This is a genomic window from Streptomyces sp. NPDC107498 (genome assembly GCF_055582805.1).
This window is the reverse complement of the sequence record NZ_JBVJPE010000001.1, coordinates 571,960-587,344: the sequence shown is the minus strand read 5'-3', so window position 1 is coordinate 587,344 and position 15,385 is coordinate 571,960. Positions and strand designations below refer to the sequence as shown.

The following is a 15,385-nucleotide window of genomic DNA, read 5'->3' as shown; positions in this document are numbered from 1 at the left end:
TAGTCTGCTTCGATGTCCGTCATCGAACTGGGGGAGTACGGAGCGGACTTCACCGCGAACCCGTACCCCTTCTACGCGAAGCTCCGTGAAGCAGGGCCCGTCCACGAGGTGCGGATGCCCGACGGCTTCCGGTTCTGGCTGGTCGTCGGTCACGAGGAAGGGCGCGCGGCGCTCGCCGACCCCCGGCTCGCCAAGTCCTCCTCCGTCACCGGCGTCCGGCCCCCGGAGGAGGACGTCATCGGTGTCCACCTCCTCTCGGCGGACGCCCCCGACCACACCCGGCTGCGCCGCCTGGTCACGGCGGAGTTCACCGGCCGCCGGGTCGAGGGCCTGCGCCCCCGCATCGAACGGCTCACCCACGAACTCGCCGACGCCATGGAACCGGCCGGCCGCGCCGACCTCGTCGACGCCTACGCCTTCCCGCTGCCGATCACCGTCATCTGCGAACTCCTCGGCGTCCCCGCCGAGGACCGCGACACCTTCCGCGGCTGGTCGAACGAGCTCGTCACCCCGACCGGTGAGCGGAGCATCCTCGACGCCCTGGAGGGCTTCGGCGGCTATCTCGACGGGCTCATCGAGGACAAGCGGGCCGCCGGGCCCGCCGACGACCTGCTCTCCGGCCTGATCGCCGCCCGCGCCGAGGACGGCGACCGGCTCTCCGGGCCCGAACTCCGCGCCATGGCCTACCTGTTGCTCATCGCCGGCCACGAGACCACCGTCAACCTGATCTCCAACACCGTCCGCAACCTGCTCACCCACCCCGAGCAGCTCGCCGCCCTGCGCGCCGACCCGGACCTCCTCGACGGGGCCGTCGAGGAGTCCCTGCGCTACGACGGACCGGTGGAGACCGGCACCTTCCGCTTCACCCGGGAGCCCGTCACCATCGGCGACACCGTCGTCCCGGCGGGAGAGAGCGTCCTGGTGGGGATCGGCGCGCTCGACCGGGACCCGGCCCGCTTCCCCGAGCCCGACCGCTTCGACATCCGCCGCGACACCAGGGGCCACCTCGCCTTCGGCCACGGCATCCACTACTGCCTGGGCGCGCCGCTCGCCCGCCTGGAGGGCAGGATCGCCCTCCGGACGCTCCTGGAGCGCTTCCCCCGGCTGGAACTCGACCCCGAGGGCGCGCCCTGGGAATGGCTGCCGGGCCTCCTGATGCGCGGCGTCCGCCGGCTCCCCGTCCGCTGGTGACGACACCCCCCAGGGGGCGTCCCGCCGGTCGGGCCGGGCTCGCGGCGCCCGGTGCCGCCGCTCCCCGATGCGGCCCGATCGACAGGCCCTAGAAGCAGTCGACCCGCACCGGACCCCGCTCCCGGCGCGAGCGCTCGCACGCCTCGGCGATCCGGAGCGCCGCCAGGGCCTCCCGGCCGTCGCAGGGGTTGGGCGCCTCGCCGCGCACCAGCCGTACGAAGGCGTCCAGCTCCGCCTCGTACGCGGGGGCGAACCGCTCCAGGAAGCCGGGCCAGGGCTTGCCCGGGGCGGGCGGGCCCTGCGGCTCCACCGAGGCGAGGGGGGTCCGGTCGTCCAGGCCCACCACGATCTGGTCCCGCTCGCCCGCCAGCTCCATGCGGACGTCGTACCCCGCGCCGTTGCACCGGGTCGCGGTCGCCGTCACCAGCGTGCCGTCGTCCAGGGTGAGCACGGCCGCGGCCGTGTCCACGTCACCCGCCTCCCGGAACATCGCGGGGCCGGCGTCCGAGCCCGTCGCGTACACCTCGACGACCTCCCGCCCGGTCACCCAGCGGACGACGTCGAAGTCGTGCACGAGGCAGTCGCGGAAGAGGCCGCCGGAGAGCGGCAGGTACGTGGCGGGCGGCGGCTCCGGGTCGGAGGTGGCCGCCCGCACGGTGTGCAGCCGGCCGAGCCGCCCCGACCGCACGGCCTCGCGCGCCGCCCGGTACCCCGCGTCGAAGCGGCGCATGAAGCCCAGCTGGAGCGCCGTCCCCGCCTCCGCCACCGCGTCGAGCGCCCCCAGCGTCCCCGGCACGTCCAGGGCGATCGGCTTCTCGCAGAAGGCCGGCAGGCCCGCCCGGGCGGCGCGGGCGATCAGCTCCGCGTGCGCGGCCGTCGCCGAGGCGATCACCACGGCGTCCAGGGCGTGCCCGAGCAACGCGTCCACGTCCGGCGCCGCCTCCGCGCCGAGCGTCCCCGCCACCGCGGCCGCCCGGACGGCGTCCACGTCCGCCAGGACCAGCGACTCGACCTGCGGATGCCGGGCCAGCACCCCCGCGTGGAAACTCCCGATCCGTCCCGTACCGATCAGTCCGATGCGCATGGCCCCACCGTGGAGGCGGGCGGCCCGACTGTCAAGGATTTGTCAGGACAACCGGACGTCACGACTTCCCGTCATCAGCTTCCGGTCACCGGCGCCCCGGGCTACGCTCCCCCCGTGCCCAAGCAGTCCGGCTCCCCCCTGCCCCCGCTCTCCGTGGACCGCACCAGTCCGGTCCCGCTCTACTTCCAGCTCGCCCAGCAGCTGGAGGGCGCCGTGGAGAACGGGACGCTCGCCCCGGGCACCCTCCTCGGCAACGAGATCGACCTCGCCACCCGCCTGGGCCTCTCCCGGCCCACCGTCCGCCAGGCCATCCAGACCCTCGTCGACAAGGGCCTCCTGGTCCGCCGCCGCGGCGTCGGCACCCAGGTCATGCCCGGCAGGCTCCGCCGCCCGATGGAGCTGAGCAGCCTCTACGACGACCTCGCCGCCGCCGGACAGCGCCCCGCCACCCGGGTCCTGGTCAACCGGCTCCAACCCGCCGCGGGACCGGTCGCGGCCGCCCTCGGCCTGCCCGAGGGCACCGAGGTCCACTACCTCGAACGGCTCCGCACCGCGCACGGCGAGCCGATGGCGTACCTGTGCAACCACCTGCCCGCGGGCCTCGTCGACGCCGACACCGAACGCCTGGAGGCCACCGGCCTCTACCGCGTGCTCCGTTCCGCCGCGCTCACCCTGCACAGCGCCCGCCAGGCCGTCGGCGCCCGTGCCGCGACCGCCGAGGAGGCCGCGCTCCTCGACGAACCGGAGGGCGCGCCGCTGCTCACCATGGAGCGCGTCACCTTCGACGACACCGGACGCGCCGTCGAGTACGGCTCCCACCTGTACCGGGCCACCCGCTACTCCTTCGAGTTCCAGCTGATGGTCCGCCCGTGACCCGGGGCACCCCCCGACGAGCGCCACGACCCGCATGACCGATACTGCAATGCACGCAGAAGGACACAAAGGAGGGCACGGCCTCGTGACCAGGCTTCGGACAGGAGGGGTACGCGCCGCAGTCGGCGCCGTGCTCGCCCTCGCACTCACCGCGGCGCTCGCCGGGTGCAGCAGCACCGGCGGAAAGCGCGCGGAGGACGCCCGCAGGGCGGCCGAGGCCCAGGGCAGGGCGGCCGTCGACACCCCCCGGTGGACCTTCGCGATGGTGACCCACTCGGGCGACGGCGACACCTTCTGGGACATCGTCCAGAAGGGCGCCAAACAGGCCGCGGTCAAGGACAACGTCAACTTCCTCTACGCCCACAACGACGAGGCGCAGCAGCAGGCGCAGCTGATCGACTCGTACGTCGCCAAGGGCGTCGACGGACTGATCGTCACCCTCGCCAAGCCCGACGCCATGAAGGCCGCCGTCGAGAAGGCCGTCAAGGCCGGCATCCCGGTGATCACCGTGAACTCGGGCGCCGAGCAGTCCGAGGCGTACGGCGCGCTCACCCACATCGGCCAGGACGAGACGGTCGCCGGCGAGGCCGTCGGCGAGGAACTCGACAAGCGGGGCAGGAAGAAGGCCCTCTGCGTCCTGCACGAGCAGGGCAACGTCGGCCACGAGCAGCGCTGCGCCGGCGTGAAGAAGACCTTCGGCGGCGAGCTGGTGAACCTGTACGTCGACGGCACCAACATGCCCGACGTCAAGGCCTCCATCGAGGCCAAGCTCCAGTCCGACAAGGACGTCGACGCCGTCATCACCCTCGGCGCCCCCTTCGCCGACACCGCCGTCCAGGCCGTGAAGGGCGCCGGCAGCAAGGCCGAGGTCGACACCTTCGACCTCAACGCCAAGGTCGCGACCGCCCTGGAGGCCGGCACCCTCGGCTTCGCCGTCGACCAGCAGCCCTACCTCCAGGGCTACGAGGCCGTCGACCTGCTCTGGCTGTACCGCTACAACGCCGACGTCCTCGGCGGCGGCAAGCCGGTCCTGACCGGCCCGCAGATCATCACCGGGGACCAGGCCGCCGCGCTCAAGCGGTACGCGGATCGGGGCACCCGATGAGCTCCACCGCCCCGCCGTCGGACGGTGTCGACCACGTCGACGAACGGCTGCTGCGCACCACCCCCCTGAAGAAGCTGCTCGCCCGCCCCGAGCTCGGCTCGGTCGTCGGCGCGATCGCCGTCTTCGCCTTCTTCGCGGTGGTCGCCGACAGCTTCCTGAGGCCCTCCAGCCTCGGCACGGTCCTCTACGCGGCCTCCACCATCGGCATCATGGCCGTCCCGGTCGCCCTGCTGATGATCGGCGGCGAGTTCGACCTCTCCGCCGGCGTCCTGGTCACCAGCTCCGCGCTGGTCTCCTCGATGTTCAGCTACCAGATGACGGCGAACGTCTGGGTCGGCGTCGGCGTCTCGCTGCTCGTCACCCTGGCGATCGGGGCCTTCAACGGCTTCATGCTGACCCGCACCAAGCTGCCCAGCTTCATCATCACGCTCGGCACCTTCCTCATGCTGACCGGCCTGAACCTGGGCCTCACCAAGCTGATCAGCGGCACCGTCTCCACCAAGACCATCGCCGACATGGAGGGCTTCCCCTCCGCGCGGAAGCTCTTCGCCTCGGAGGCGACGATCGGCGGCGTCGAGTTCAAGGTCACCATCCTGTGGTGGCTCGGCCTCGTCGCGCTCGCCACCTGGATCCTGCTCCGCACCCGCTTCGGCAACTGGATCTTCGCCGTCGGCGGCGGCGCCGACGCGGCCCGCGCGGTCGGCGTCCCCGTCCACCGCACGAAGATCGGCCTCTACATGGGCGTGGCCCTCTGCGCCTGGATCTCCGGCCAGCACCTCCTCCTCTCCTTCGACGTCGTCCAGTCGGGCGAAGGCGTCGGGAACGAGCTGATCTACATCATCGCGGCCGTCATCGGCGGCTGTCTGATCACCGGCGGATACGGCTCGGCCATCGGCTCGGCGGTCGGCGCCCTCATCTTCGGCATGACCAGCAAGGGCATCGTGTACGCCGAGTGGAATCCCGACTGGTTCAAGTTCTTCCTGGGAGCGATGCTCCTCCTGGCGACCCTGCTGAACGCCTGGATCCGCAAGCGCGTGGAGGCGACCAAGTGACGACGGCGGCCCCCGCGCTCGTCGAGCTCGACGACGTCAGCAAGTACTACGGCAACATCCGGGCCCTCGAAGGGGTCTCCCTGGAGGTCCGCGCGGGCGAGATCTCCTGCGTCCTCGGTGACAACGGCGCCGGCAAGTCCACCCTCATCAAGATCGTCGCCGGCCTCCACCGGCACGACGCCGGGACCTTCCGCATCGAGGGCGAGGAGGTCGCCCTCGCCAACCCGCGCGACGCCCTCGACCGGGGCATCGCCACCGTCTACCAGGACCTCGCCGTCGTCCCCCTCATGCCGGTCTGGCGGAACTTCTTCCTCGGTTCCGAACCCACGAAGGGCAGGGGCCCGCTCAAGCGGCTCGACGTCGAGCTGATGCGCACCACGACCCGCGAGGCGCTGCTGCGCATGGGCATCGACCTCCGTGACGTCGACCAGCCCATCGGCACCCTCTCCGGCGGCGAGCGCCAGTGCGTGGCCATCGCCCGCGCGGTCCACTTCGGCGCCAAGGTCCTCGTCCTCGACGAGCCGACCGCCGCGCTCGGCGTCAAGCAGTCCGGGGTCGTCCTGAAGTACGTGGCGGCCGCCCGCGACGAAGGTCTCGGAGTGGTCCTCATCACCCACAACCCGCACCACGCCTACCTCGTCGGCGACCGTTTCGTCCTCCTCAAGCGGGGCGTCATGGCCGCGAGCCACACCAAGGACTCCGTCACGCTCGACGAGTTGACCCGGCAGATGGCGGGCGGCAGCGAGCTGGAGGACCTGCGCCACGAGCTGGAGCGGCCGACCGGCGCATAACGGCCCCTTCACACCCCACCTGGCAGAATCGGAGCCGATGAGTACCTACCGTGACCTCGCCCACCGGGGATCCGCCCGCGGGACCGTGCTGCGGACCGTCGGGAGCCGGGAGCGGCGCTCCCACCTGACGGCGCCCCGGGTGCCGACCGTCGGCATCGACATCGGCGGTACGAAGGTGATGGCCGGCGTCGTCGACGCCGACGGCAACATCCTGGAGAAGCTCCGCACGGAGACCCCGGACAAGTCCAAGAGCCCCAAGGTCGTCGAGGACACCATCGTCGAGCTGGTCCTGGACCTCTCCGACCGGCACGACGTGCACGCCGTGGGCATCGGCGCCGCCGGCTGGGTCGACGCCGACCGGGCCAGGGTCCTCTTCGCCCCGCACCTCGCCTGGCGCAACGAACCCCTCCGCGACGCCCTCCAGGGCCGCCTCGCCGTGCCCGTCATGGTCGACAACGACGCCAACACCGCCGCCTGGGCCGAGTGGCGCTTCGGCGCCGGGCGCGGCGAGGACCACCTCGTCATGATCACCCTCGGCACCGGCATCGGCGGCGCCATCCTGGAGGACGGCCAGGTCAAGCGGGGCAAGTACGGCGTCGCCGGAGAGTTCGGCCACATGCAGGTCGTCCCCGGCGGCCACCGCTGCCCCTGCGGCAACCGCGGCTGCTGGGAGCAGTACAGCTCGGGGAACGCGCTGGTCCGCGAGGCCCGCGAGCTGGCCGCCGCCGACTCCCCGGTCGCTTACGAGATCATCGAGCGGGTCAAGGGGAACATCCCCGAGATCACCGGCCCCCTCATCACCGAGCTCGCCCGCGAGGGCGACGCCATGTGCGTCGAACTGTTCCAGGACATCGGCCAGTGGCTCGGCGTCGGCATCGCCAACCTCGCCGCCGCCCTCGACCCCTCCTGCTTCGTCGTCGGCGGAGGCGTCTCCGCCGCCGACGACCTGCTCATCGGCCCCGCCAGGGACGCCTTCCGCCGCCACCTCACCGGCCGCGGCTACCGCCCCGAGGCCCGCATCGTCCGCGCCCAGCTCGGCCCCGAGGCCGGCATGGTCGGCGCCGCCGACCTCGCCCGGCTCGTCGCCCGCCGCTTCCGCCGCGCCAACCGGCGCCGCGTCGAGCGGTACGAACGGTACGAGCGCTACGCCCAGGCCCTGCGCAACGGGACCTCGGGCCGGGCCGCACGCACCCCCGAGGACCCCCCTTCATGACCCTGCCCCACCAGTCCACCCTGCCCCGTCCCCCGCAGGAAAGGCTGCCCGAGGACCATCGGCACATGATCCGCCGCCGCTGGCTGACGGCCGTCATCATCGTGCTCCTCGTCGGCATCCCGGCCGGTTACCTCGTCATCTCCGCGGGCCAGAGCCGGGACAGCGGCCGCGACAAGGAGCGCGAGTCCTCGGCGGCCGGTCTCCAGGACAACTGGCCCTCGCTGATGAAGCGCCGGGTCTTCGAGGTTCCGATCCCCTCGGGGGCCTGGGGCGTCGCCTACTACGAGACCAGCAACTGGAAGACCAGCCGGCTGTACGTCCAGTTCACGACGACCGCCGGTGGTCTCGACGCCTTCCTCGCCGAGTCCGGGACCTCCCGCTCCGCGCTCACCCCGGGCCGGATCACCGTCGGCGAGCGCGACGCCGACATCGCCGGCTGGACCTTCGCCGACGGCGCGACCTGGGCGGGCACCACCGTCACCCGCGAGGAACCCCGCCCGCGGACCGACCTCACCGTCGACCTCACCGACCCGGCCTTCCCCCGGGTGTACGCGGTGTCCGCCACGAGCCCCTGACGCGTCCCCCGCGGAGGCGCGGGCCGGCCGCCGCCGACGACCGGCCTCAAGGCCCGCCGTCGGCGACCGGCCCCAAAATCCTTCGCCCGCAGGGTGGTTGACCGTCGCGCTCCGCGCACCGCCGAAGGTCGTCGGCATTCTCCCGGCGTCTCCGGGCAGGCGGACCGTACACGGCCCGAGGAGGAACCATGTCCGGACTGATCACCCGCATCAAGCAGTTCACCCGCAGTCCGCAGGGACAGCGGGCGATCGCGACGGCCCGTCGCGCCGCCGCCGACCCCCGCACGCGCGCGCAGGCCCGCAGTCTGCTCGGACGGCTGCGTGGGCGACGGTGAGGGGCGGCAGGCACGCGGCGGGAGAAGGGCTCTCGCGATGGGAGCGCGCCCTGGAACGCTGGCAGAACAGGCTGTTCTCCAAGGTCCGCCACCGCGAACACGTCGAGCTGGTCGAAGCGCTGCACCAGGAGTGCGACGACCACGCCGTGGTGTGCAGCGAGAGCAGAGTGGTCGTACCGAACGCCTACGAGGTGGAACTCGACGCCGCGGTGCACGAGGAGCTGGCCCGCCGCGGCCGGGGCGGCGTGGGCGAGTCCCTGACGGACGAACTGGCCCGGTACGGGGAGCGCAAGGGCTACGAGTGGGCGGGACCGCTGACCGTACGCGTCGTCCCGGCCGCGTGTCCGCCCGGCGAGTCGTACCGGGTGGCCAGCCGCCCCATGCCCCACGTGCGGGCCGATGCCTTTCCCGAGGGCGACCTTCCCGAGGGCGGCTGAGCGAGCCGCGGTCCTCAGTGCCCGGGAGGGCGCACGTCGCCCAGGACGCGGTCCAGGGCCGCCACCCCGAGGGCGGAGAGCGCGACCTGGAGCAGGCACTCCGTCCAGTCGACGCCCCGGGTGCCCGACAGCCCGAAGAGGGCGGCGACCAACGACCCGAGCAGCGCCGCGGCGATTCCCACGACAACCGTCCACAGGACGCCGATGTGTTGTCTTCCGGGCAGGACGAGACGGCCCAGCAGCCCGACCGCGACACCGACGACCAAGGCGCTGAGGACTCCCGAAATCGTCATGACTTCCCTTTCGCCGAGGCCTGGTGGTTTCCGCGCCCGCCTACCCGTGCGGAGGCGGGGCATTCGGCGCGGAAACCACGGGAGGAAAACCGTGCGGCGACACCGCCCGCCCGGCGAATCGGCCGGGATCACGCATACGTTCGGATCGCAGGGGCACGCGGACCGCAGCCGCACTCGGCGGCCGGGAATTTCACCGGACCGATTTCCAGGGGTACGGAGGCGAGATCAGGAACATGACCGACGACAGGAAAAGCGGGACGGCCGACGCCGCCGAAGGGCGCTGCGACATCGCCACCGCGATGCGCCGCGCCTCCGGCCAGCTCGCGGACCTGCTCCAGTGCGCGCCGGGATCCGTCTCGGCGGTGAAGGGCAGCAGCGAGGGCTGGACCGCGGACGTGGAGGTGGTCGAACTCGAAAAGATCCCCGACACCATGAGCGTCATGGCGACCTACCACGTCGAACTCGACACCGAAGGGCGGCTCATCGCCTACGAACGCGTTCGCCGTTACGCGAGGGGGCAGATCGACCGCCGCTGAAACCAACGGGTGACCGGCGGGTTTTCGCGGCCGTCGCCGCCCCCGCGCAATCACCGGAAGGAGTTCCATCGTGACACTCGTCCAGCAGGGCAACACCACGGCCGGTGGCAGTGGCTCGGGCAATCTCTACGACGTGCTCGAACTCATTCTCGACCGAGGGCTCGTGATCGACGCGTTCGTCCGCGTCTCCCTGGTCGGAATCGAAATCCTCAAGATCGACGTCCGGGTGGTCGTGGCCAGCGTCGACACGTACCTCCGCTTCGCGGAGGCGTGCAACCGCCTCGACCTGGAATCCGGTCGCAAGGCGCCCACCCAACTCACCGACATCGTCGGTGAGATGACCGAGAGCGGTGCCAAGGGCAAGTCCAAAGGAGCACTGAGCGGCGCCGTCGAGGCCTTCACGGACACGCTGCAGGGCAAGCGCGACGAGCCCGAGGAGGAGTCCTCCAGGCGCCCGGCCCGCAAGTCGACGTCCAGCCGCCAGACGGCCCGGAAGCGAGAGGAGTAACACCTTGTCCACGTACGTCTACGCCATCACCGACGCCAAGCACCCGCTGCGCCTGGACGGTCTCCAGGGAGTCGGCGACCCGCCGTCACCCCTGCGCACCGTCCGCACCGAGACGCTGACGGCCGTCGTGAGCGACGCGCCTCCCGGCCTGCGGGCCAAGCGGCGCGACGTCATGGCCCATCAGAACGTCCTGGAGTCGCTCATGTCCGACGGGGCGACCCTGCCGATGCGCTTCGGCCTGCTCGGCCCCGACGACGAGCGCGTCGCCGACGTCCTGGACCGCGAGGAACCGGCGTACCGGCAGCGGCTCGCCGAGCTCGACGGCCACGTCGAGTACAACCTCAAGGCCGGCAGGGACGAGAACGACATGCTCCGCGCGGTCCTCACCGACTCCGAGCAGGCCCGGGAGCTCAACGAGCGCACCCGCGGCGGCGCCGGCACCCACGAGGACCGGGTGGCCCTGGGAGAGCTCGTCTCGCGCGAGGTCGCGACCCGGGGCGAGCGGGAGGCCGAGGAGATCGTGACCCGGCTGGGCGGGGCGGCGACCCGTTCCGCGGTGGCCGGCGTCGGCGGCAACCACTTCCTCAACGCCTCGTTCCTGGTCCCGGCCGAGCACACGGACGAGTTCGTCCGGGCCGTGCGGGCCGAGGCCGACCGGTGCGGGGACGCGTACGACTTCACCCTCACCGGACCGCTGCCGCCGTACAGCTTCGTCTAGGGGGAGGCGAGGGGCATGGGACTCCTCACCGACGTCCTGACCCTCCCGCTGGCCCCTTTCCGCGGCACCGCCTGGGTCCTCGACCAGGTGGTCCTCGCCGCGGAACGGGAGTACTACGACCCGGGACGGGTGCGCGAACAGCTGGCGGCACTCGAACAGGAACTGACGAGCGGCCGCATCGACGCCGACGAGTTCGACCGCCGCGAGGACGAGCTCCTCGACCGGCTCGAAGAGGCCGAGGAGTACTGGCAGGGCTCGCCGGACAGCCGCTGAGCCCACATCGACGACAGACGACCGACCGGGGGAGGACGAGGTGCACGAGAGATGACGAAGAACGTCAGGATAGGGGCGGCCCTGGTGGGGGGATACCTGCTGGGGAGGACCAAGAAGGCCAAGATGGCCCTGGGATTCGGTCTGTTCCTGGCCGGCAGGCGACTCGACCTCGACCCCCGCCGGGTCGGTCGGGCCCTGGCCGACTCACCGCTCGTCGGCAGCCTGAACGACCAGGTGCGCAAGGAGCTGGTGGAGGCCACGAAGACCGCAGCGACGCAGGCGCTCACCAAGCGGGCGGAAGGCCTCGCCGACTCCCTGAGCCGGCGCACACGGGCTCTGGACGGGTCCGGCGACGCCCGTGAGGACGAGCGGGACGAGGAGGCCTCCGAGGCCGAGCCGGACGAGCGGGACGAGCCGGACGAGCGGGACGACTCGGACGAGCGGGGCGAGCCGGATGACCCGGACGAGCGGGAGGACGGCGCAAAGGAGAAGCCGAGGCGGACCACCCGGAGCAAGGCGCCCGCCAAGAAGGCCACCGGACGGACGAAGTCCGCCGACGGCTCGGGCAAGCCGGCCCCCGCGGCGCGCAAGCGGACCACTGCCGCGCGGTCCACCGCCAAGAAGACGACGTCGACCGGCCGCAGGACCCGGGGCGGTGGTGACCGTGGCTGACTCGACACTGGGCAGGCTCAAGGACGAGCTGGCCGACCACCCCGCCACCGACCGGCTCAAGGAAGAGCTCCACACCTATCTGCGGGCCCGGGCCGAACACACCGTGACGCGGCTCGGAGAGCGCCTGGGCGAAGGGGTGGCCAAGCTGGCGGAGCCCGGAACGGGCGCGGGCGGTGCGGCCAAGAGCCTGGCCAAGGGCGGCCAGGCCCTCCGCGAGGGCAGGTCGCCCGCTCAGGCGGCCGTGACCGCCGGCGTCTCCCACCTCAAGGACACCGTGAAGGACAAGGTCAAGGGACTGTTCGGCAAGGGCCGCAAGCAGGGCGGCGGCAAGGCCCGGAGCGTGACGATCGTCGAGGACATCGACGTCGGCGTGCCCGTGCGCGAGGCGTACGACCAGTGGACGCAGTTCCAGGAGTTCAGCACCTTCGCCAAGGGCGTCGTGAGCGTCGAGAGGACCGACGACACGACGAGCAACTGGAAGGTCAAGGTCGCCAAGTCCACGCGGAGTTGGCGGGCGAACGTCACGGAGCAGGTGCCGGACGAGCGCATCGCGTGGACCACGGAGGGCGCGAAGGGCACCGTCAAGGGCGTCGTGACCTTCCACCGGCTCACCGACGACCTCACGCGCGTGCTGCTGGTGCTCGAGTACTTCCCGAAGGGGCTCTTCGAGAAGACCGGCAACATGTGGCGCGCCCAGGGCCGCCGGGCGCGGCTCGACCTCAAGCTCTACCGCAAGTTCCTCATGATGCGCGGCGAGGCCACGGACGGCTGGCGCGGGGAGATCCGCGACGGCGAGGTCGTGGTCGGGCACGACGAGGCGATCGAGGAGGAGGAGCGGGAGGCCGGCGAGGAACAGGAGGAGGCCGGCGCCGAGGACGACTTCGAGGACGCCGACGACCCGGAGGACCCCGACGACTCGGACGAGGCCGGTGACGCCGCCGAGGAGGCGGAGACCGACGAGGACGCGGCGGACGACGGGTACGAGGCGGACGACGACCGGGCGGCCGAGTACGAGGAGCCCGACGACCGGGCGGCCGAGTACGAGGAGCCCGATGACGAAGAGTCCGACGACGAGCCCGACGACGAGTACGTCGACGAGACCGAGGCCGAGGAGGACGACGAGCTCCCCGACGACGAGCCTGACGAGGAGCCCGGGCCCGCCCGTCGCTCCCGGCGTCGCACCGCGGCCTCCGCTCGCTGACCGACACCGCAGCACAGGACAGGGGTGACATCGTGTCCGATTCACTGGCCGGCCGCATGCCGGGTTCCCCACGGGCCGCACCGGCACACGGCGCGCAGGGCTCGTCCGCGAACCTCGCGGACATCCTCGAGAGGGTGCTCGACAAGGGCATCGTCATCGCGGGCGACATCCAGATCAACCTGCTCGACATCGAGTTGCTGACGATCAAGCTGCGTCTGCTGGTCGCGTCCGTCGACAAGGCGAAGGAGATGGGCATCGACTGGTGGGAGCACGACCCCTCGCTCTCCTCCCGGGCCAGGCCCGCTCCGTCCGTGGCGACCGCTCCGGCCGCCGGGGGCGAGTCGCCGGCCGAGGAGAACGAGCGGCTGCGGGCCGAGCTGGCGCAGCTGAGGGCGGCGGTCGGGCTCCCCGGCCCGTCGTCCGACGCGGCGCACGCGTCCCGGCAGGAAGAGGAGGGGACGCGGTGACCACCGACCCGGAGCTCCAGCGGGCGTACGGGCCCCTCGACGCCGGTGAGGAGATGTCGTACGTCTACGCCCTCGGCCGTGTCGGCGAGCCCGCCCTGCGGGACGTCGTCGCCCGCCTCACCGGCGTCGACGGAAGGGCTCTTCGGCTGGTCGAATCCGCCGGTCTCGCGGCGGTGGTGTCCTCCGTCCCGCCCGGTGCGTACGGGGAACGGGGGCTGCGCGCGCAGCTGGAGGACATGGCCAGGCTGGAGGCGATCGCCCGGTCCCATCACGCGGTGGTCGACGCCGCGTTCACGGGGGCGACCGTCCTGCCCCTGCGGCTGGCGACCGTGTACCTGGACGACGCCCGGGTGGCCGGGATGCTCACCGCGCGGCGCGACCGCTTCCTGGACCTGCTGGCCCACCTCGACGGGCATGTGGAACTCGGCGTGAAGGTCTACGCGGACGCGGGCGCGGTGACGCCGCCGGAGGCGGAGGCGGAGGCGGAGGCGGTCGCGGAGAGCCCGGGGCGCGCCTACCTCCAGCGGCGCCGGGCCCAGCGCCGCGGCACCCAGGACCTCTACCGCGCGGCCGCGGGCGTCGCCGAGGAGGCGGCCCGGGTGGCGGAGGGACTCTCCCGCGCACGGGTCGTCCACCGGCCGCAGCAGGGCGGACTGGCTTCCGCCCGGGGGGAGAACATCGCGAACGAGGCGTATCTCGTGCCCACGGGCGACGTCGGCCGGTTCACGTCCGCGCTCGGCGCGACGGCCGGCGCCGCCCCGGGCGTGCGCGTCGAGGTGACCGGCCCGTGGGCCCCGTACTCGTTCGCCACGGTGACCGAGGAGGACCCGTACGGGGCGGAGGAAGGTGGAGGCCGATGAACGGCACGCGGATCGCGGGCGGAGACGTCACCACCCCCGACTCCCTCACCGGACCGCCCGTCGCCCTGATCGATCTGCTGGACCGGCTCCTGAACGGGGGAGCGGTGCTCACCGGCGACCTCGTCCTGTCCATCGCGGACGTCGACCTGGTCCACATCAACCTGCGCGCGGTGATCCGGTCCATCACCGGAGAGGAGCCGGCGCCGTGGTGAGCCCGAAGAGCGAGGTCTCCGAGGCGGCCCGACGCCTGGGGACGGACGCGGACACGGTGGAACGGGACCTCGTCAAACTCGTCCTGACCATTGTCGAGCTGCTCCGGCAGCTGATGGAGCGCACCGCCGTGCACCGGGTCGACCAGGGCGACCTGACGGAGGATCAGGAGGAGCGCATCGGGCTGACCCTGATGGTCCTGCAGGAACGCATGGAGGAACTCTGCGACCGGTACGGCCTGACGATGGACGACCTCAATCTGGATCTGGGACCCCTGGGATCCCTGCTCCCCCGGAACGGGGGATGAGATGACCAGGGACCCGTGTCATTTCACGTGGAGCGGCAAGGAGGAATGTCATGACTGACGAGAGCGACAACACCAAGAATTCCGGCACCGCGAACGCCAAGAAGACGGCGGGCGGCAAGACCACCACCACGGCCGGGCGGCAGACCGCGAAGCGCGCCTCCGCCACGACGGCCGCCGCCGCGGAGAAGGCGGGCGGGTCGGCGGCCGGCGAGGCCACCAAGCGCGCGGGCCGCGCGGCGGCCGACGGACTCCAGAGCGGCCGGGAGCTGGTGACGGCCAACGCGAGCAAGGCGGCCACCGCGGCCGCGACCGCCTGGACGGCCGTCAAGCACCGGAAGGCCGTGGCCGCCGGTGCGGCGGCCGGCGTCGCCGGTGTCGCCGGCGCCGCGTTCGCCCTCGGCCGTTCCACGGCCAAGCCGCTGACCGGCCCGCTGACGGGCCCCCTGGCCCGCCTCGCGCGCGGTCGGATCTGAGGGGCGGGCACCGGCGGCGGCAACGCCCGTCCGGCCCGTGGAGCACGGTGGTCCGCCCGGTCCTGCCGGGCGGACCACCGTGCTCCGCCGCCTCGCGCGCCCGGCCCTGCCCGACTCCTCCTTGTGCGTGGCGCGGGGCGTGACCGTACGCGCGGGGCGTCGGCGCCGGCCTGCGGGCACGGCGGTCCGCAGAGTCCCACGCGTCCATGGG

22 protein-coding genes are annotated in these 15,385 nt (G+C 72.5%); 20 read left to right on the top strand and 2 right to left on the bottom strand.

Going from position 1 to position 15,385, the window contains the following annotated elements:
- Window positions 1-12: 12 nt before the first annotated feature.
- Window positions 13-1,191, top strand: a complete 1,179-nt coding sequence (locus ACZ66Z_RS02800; protein WP_469932148.1) for a cytochrome P450 family protein — start codon at window positions 13-15, stop codon at window positions 1,189-1,191.
- A gap of 88 nt (window positions 1,192-1,279) precedes the next feature.
- Here the strand turns inward: ACZ66Z_RS02800 and ACZ66Z_RS02795 are convergent, their stop codons facing one another.
- Window positions 1,280-2,275 (bottom strand): Gfo/Idh/MocA family protein, encoded by a 996-nt coding sequence (locus ACZ66Z_RS02795; protein WP_469932147.1) that lies wholly within the window; start codon window positions 2,273-2,275, stop codon window positions 1,280-1,282.
- 153 nt (window positions 2,276-2,428) lie between these two features.
- Between ACZ66Z_RS02795 and ACZ66Z_RS02790 the strand changes: the two genes are divergently transcribed.
- From ACZ66Z_RS02790 to ACZ66Z_RS02755, 8 genes are all read left to right on the top strand, one after another.
- The gene (locus tag ACZ66Z_RS02790) at window positions 2,429-3,148 is read left to right on the top strand and encodes a GntR family transcriptional regulator (protein WP_469932264.1); all 720 of its coding nucleotides are present in this window, start codon (window positions 2,429-2,431) and stop codon (window positions 3,146-3,148) included.
- Between the two features lie 85 nt (window positions 3,149-3,233).
- Window positions 3,234-4,253, top strand: coding sequence for a sugar ABC transporter substrate-binding protein (locus ACZ66Z_RS02785; protein ID WP_469932146.1), 1,020 nt, complete (start codon window positions 3,234-3,236; stop codon window positions 4,251-4,253).
- Entirely contained in the window at window positions 4,250-5,305 is a 1,056-nt protein-coding gene (locus ACZ66Z_RS02780; RefSeq protein ID WP_469932145.1) for an ABC transporter permease, read from the top strand. The genes ACZ66Z_RS02785 and ACZ66Z_RS02780 overlap by 4 nt, the downstream gene beginning before the upstream one ends.
- Window positions 5,302-6,096, top strand: a complete 795-nt coding sequence (locus tag ACZ66Z_RS02775) for an ATP-binding cassette domain-containing protein (RefSeq protein ID WP_469932144.1) — start codon at window positions 5,302-5,304, stop codon at window positions 6,094-6,096. Before ACZ66Z_RS02780 ends, ACZ66Z_RS02775 begins: the two co-directional genes overlap by 4 nt.
- 37 nt (window positions 6,097-6,133) lie before the next feature.
- A complete protein-coding gene (locus tag ACZ66Z_RS02770) occupies window positions 6,134-7,309 on the top strand; it encodes an ROK family glucokinase (protein WP_469932143.1) in 1,176 nt (391 codons plus the stop codon).
- On the top strand, window positions 7,306-7,884 hold the full coding sequence (locus ACZ66Z_RS02765; RefSeq protein WP_469932142.1) for a hypothetical protein: 579 nt from the start codon (window positions 7,306-7,308) through the stop codon (window positions 7,882-7,884). Before ACZ66Z_RS02770 ends, ACZ66Z_RS02765 begins: the two co-directional genes overlap by 4 nt.
- 188 nt (window positions 7,885-8,072) lie before the next feature.
- Window positions 8,073-8,219, top strand: coding sequence for a hypothetical protein (locus tag ACZ66Z_RS02760; protein WP_469932141.1), 147 nt, complete (start codon window positions 8,073-8,075; stop codon window positions 8,217-8,219).
- Window positions 8,216-8,656 (top strand): FhaA domain-containing protein, encoded by a 441-nt coding sequence (locus tag ACZ66Z_RS02755; protein WP_469932140.1) that lies wholly within the window; start codon window positions 8,216-8,218, stop codon window positions 8,654-8,656. Before ACZ66Z_RS02760 ends, ACZ66Z_RS02755 begins: the two co-directional genes overlap by 4 nt.
- Before the next feature lie 14 nt (window positions 8,657-8,670).
- Here ACZ66Z_RS02755 and ACZ66Z_RS02750 read toward each other — a convergent pair whose 3' ends face one another.
- The gene (locus ACZ66Z_RS02750) at window positions 8,671-8,949 is read right to left on the bottom strand and encodes a GlsB/YeaQ/YmgE family stress response membrane protein (RefSeq protein ID WP_469932139.1); all 279 of its coding nucleotides are present in this window, start codon (window positions 8,947-8,949) and stop codon (window positions 8,671-8,673) included.
- 233 nt (window positions 8,950-9,182) lie between these two features.
- Here ACZ66Z_RS02750 and ACZ66Z_RS02745 point away from each other — a divergent pair, with 233 nt between their 5' ends.
- The 11 genes from ACZ66Z_RS02745 to ACZ66Z_RS02695 all read left to right on the top strand — a co-directional run bounded on the left by ACZ66Z_RS02745 (window position 9,183) and on the right by ACZ66Z_RS02695 (window position 15,174).
- On the top strand, window positions 9,183-9,485 hold the full coding sequence (locus ACZ66Z_RS02745; RefSeq protein WP_469932138.1) for a gas vesicle protein GvpO: 303 nt from the start codon (window positions 9,183-9,185) through the stop codon (window positions 9,483-9,485).
- A 70-nt stretch (window positions 9,486-9,555) separates the two neighbouring features.
- A complete protein-coding gene (locus tag ACZ66Z_RS02740) occupies window positions 9,556-9,993 on the top strand; it encodes a gas vesicle structural protein GvpA (RefSeq protein WP_469932137.1) in 438 nt (145 codons plus the stop codon).
- A 4-nt stretch (window positions 9,994-9,997) separates the two neighbouring features.
- On the top strand, window positions 9,998-10,711 hold the full coding sequence (locus tag ACZ66Z_RS02735; protein ID WP_469932136.1) for a GvpL/GvpF family gas vesicle protein: 714 nt from the start codon (window positions 9,998-10,000) through the stop codon (window positions 10,709-10,711).
- Window positions 10,712-10,726: 15 nt separating this feature from the next.
- A complete protein-coding gene (locus tag ACZ66Z_RS02730) occupies window positions 10,727-10,984 on the top strand; it encodes a gas vesicle protein GvpG (RefSeq protein WP_469932135.1) in 258 nt (85 codons plus the stop codon).
- A gap of 51 nt (window positions 10,985-11,035) precedes the next feature.
- Complete coding sequence (locus tag ACZ66Z_RS02725; RefSeq protein WP_469932134.1) at window positions 11,036-11,656, top strand: hypothetical protein; 621 nt, start codon at window positions 11,036-11,038, stop codon at window positions 11,654-11,656.
- On the top strand, window positions 11,649-12,857 hold the full coding sequence (locus ACZ66Z_RS02720) for an SRPBCC family protein (RefSeq protein ID WP_469932133.1): 1,209 nt from the start codon (window positions 11,649-11,651) through the stop codon (window positions 12,855-12,857). Before ACZ66Z_RS02725 ends, ACZ66Z_RS02720 begins: the two co-directional genes overlap by 8 nt.
- 32 nt (window positions 12,858-12,889) lie before the next feature.
- Entirely contained in the window at window positions 12,890-13,324 is a 435-nt protein-coding gene (locus ACZ66Z_RS02715; RefSeq protein ID WP_469932132.1) for a gas vesicle protein, read from the top strand.
- Entirely contained in the window at window positions 13,321-14,184 is an 864-nt protein-coding gene (locus ACZ66Z_RS02710) for a GvpL/GvpF family gas vesicle protein (RefSeq protein ID WP_469932131.1), read from the top strand. Before ACZ66Z_RS02715 ends, ACZ66Z_RS02710 begins: the two co-directional genes overlap by 4 nt.
- Window positions 14,181-14,396, top strand: a complete 216-nt coding sequence (locus tag ACZ66Z_RS02705; protein ID WP_469932130.1) for a gas vesicle protein — start codon at window positions 14,181-14,183, stop codon at window positions 14,394-14,396. The genes ACZ66Z_RS02710 and ACZ66Z_RS02705 overlap by 4 nt, the downstream gene beginning before the upstream one ends.
- On the top strand, window positions 14,390-14,701 hold the full coding sequence (locus tag ACZ66Z_RS02700) for a gas vesicle protein K (RefSeq protein ID WP_469932129.1): 312 nt from the start codon (window positions 14,390-14,392) through the stop codon (window positions 14,699-14,701). Before ACZ66Z_RS02705 ends, ACZ66Z_RS02700 begins: the two co-directional genes overlap by 7 nt.
- A 50-nt stretch (window positions 14,702-14,751) precedes the next feature.
- Entirely contained in the window at window positions 14,752-15,174 is a 423-nt protein-coding gene (locus ACZ66Z_RS02695) for a hypothetical protein (RefSeq protein WP_469932128.1), read from the top strand.
- Window positions 15,175-15,385 lie beyond the last annotated feature (211 nt).

Coding starts and splice junctions, on each gene's coding strand:
- ACZ66Z_RS02780 (WP_469932145.1), top strand. CDS start 4,250: ATGAGCTCCACCGCCCCGCCGTCGGACGGTGTCGACCACGTCGACGAA.
- ACZ66Z_RS02745 (WP_469932138.1), top strand. CDS start 9,183: ATGACCGACGACAGGAAAAGCGGGACGGCCGACGCCGCCGAAGGGCGC.
- ACZ66Z_RS02750 (WP_469932139.1), bottom strand. CDS start 8,949: ATGACGATTTCGGGAGTCCTCAGCGCCTTGGTCGTCGGTGTCGCGGTC.
- ACZ66Z_RS02760 (WP_469932141.1), top strand. CDS start 8,073: ATGTCCGGACTGATCACCCGCATCAAGCAGTTCACCCGCAGTCCGCAG.
- ACZ66Z_RS02800 (WP_469932148.1), top strand. CDS start 13: ATGTCCGTCATCGAACTGGGGGAGTACGGAGCGGACTTCACCGCGAAC.
- ACZ66Z_RS02730 (WP_469932135.1), top strand. CDS start 10,727: ATGGGACTCCTCACCGACGTCCTGACCCTCCCGCTGGCCCCTTTCCGC.
- ACZ66Z_RS02765 (WP_469932142.1), top strand. CDS start 7,306: ATGACCCTGCCCCACCAGTCCACCCTGCCCCGTCCCCCGCAGGAAAGG.
- ACZ66Z_RS02725 (WP_469932134.1), top strand. CDS start 11,036: ATGACGAAGAACGTCAGGATAGGGGCGGCCCTGGTGGGGGGATACCTG.
- ACZ66Z_RS02695 (WP_469932128.1), top strand. CDS start 14,752: ATGACTGACGAGAGCGACAACACCAAGAATTCCGGCACCGCGAACGCC.
- ACZ66Z_RS02795 (WP_469932147.1), bottom strand. CDS start 2,275: ATGCGCATCGGACTGATCGGTACGGGACGGATCGGGAGTTTCCACGCG.
- ACZ66Z_RS02705 (WP_469932130.1), top strand. CDS start 14,181: ATGAACGGCACGCGGATCGCGGGCGGAGACGTCACCACCCCCGACTCC.
- ACZ66Z_RS02770 (WP_469932143.1), top strand. CDS start 6,134: ATGAGTACCTACCGTGACCTCGCCCACCGGGGATCCGCCCGCGGGACC.